The organism is Zestomonas ipomoeae (assembly GCF_057128665.1).
Window position 1 is genome coordinate 1 of the sequence record NZ_JBSKHQ010000052.1, and the last position, 757, is coordinate 757.

Here is a 757-nt window from a genome sequence, read left to right on the forward strand (position 1 = left end):
ATGGCTCACTTCACTCACCTGGAAGACGTCTACTTCACCTACCGCAAGATCGTCTGGACCCACGAAGTCTCCGGCACTTCCGGTTCCGACGACTGGCGCGCTCCGATCTCCGCCTAAGGTGGTGATCGCCGCGTAGCTCCACCATCGGCCAGGCTCGTCCTGGCCGATGTCGTTATAAACGGGCCGTTTACAGAAACTCGTCACAGTTCCAAGTGGCCACTATTGAGGCTGCACCGCGCGATACGGCAGCCTGCCGAGCTTTGGATCACAAGGAGAGGACCGCATGTTCTGGGATGCCAATGCCACCCATTTCAGCCTGAGCATCGAAGGCACCGAGCACGACCTGCAAGTGCTCGAATTCAGCGGCCGTGAGGCCATCAGCCAGCCCTACCGCTTCGACGTCGAACTGGTCAGCGAGCGCCCCGACCTCGATCTCGAAAGCCTGTTGCACCAGAAGGCCTTTCTCGCCTTCGACCCGGACCGCAAGGGCATCCACGGCCTCATCCACCGCATTGCCCAGGGCGAATCCGGCAAGCGCCTGACCCGCTATCGCCTGAGCATCGTGCCGCGCCTGGCCTACCTGGCCCACCGCACCAACCAGCGCATCTTCCAGCATCTCACCGTGCCGCAGATCATCGGCCAGGTGCTCGAAGAGCACGGCATCCTGCCCGGCGACTATCAATTCCAGCTCGGCCCCACCGTCTACCCCGAACGCGACTACTGCGTGCAGTACGACGAGTCGGACCTGCATTTCGTC

General features: G+C 62.1%; 1 protein-coding gene and 1 pseudogene. Both read left to right on the forward strand.

Translation table 11 applies throughout. The annotated features are described in order from the left end of the window. Window positions 1-117, forward strand: a pseudogene (locus ACWKV7_RS23675) (Hcp family type VI secretion system effector); the annotation flags it as partial. A gap of 166 nt (window positions 118-283) precedes the next feature. Then, the coding region (locus tag ACWKV7_RS23680) for a contractile injection system protein, VgrG/Pvc8 family (protein WP_483860161.1) at window positions 284-757 on the forward strand (474 nt) is incomplete at its 3' end.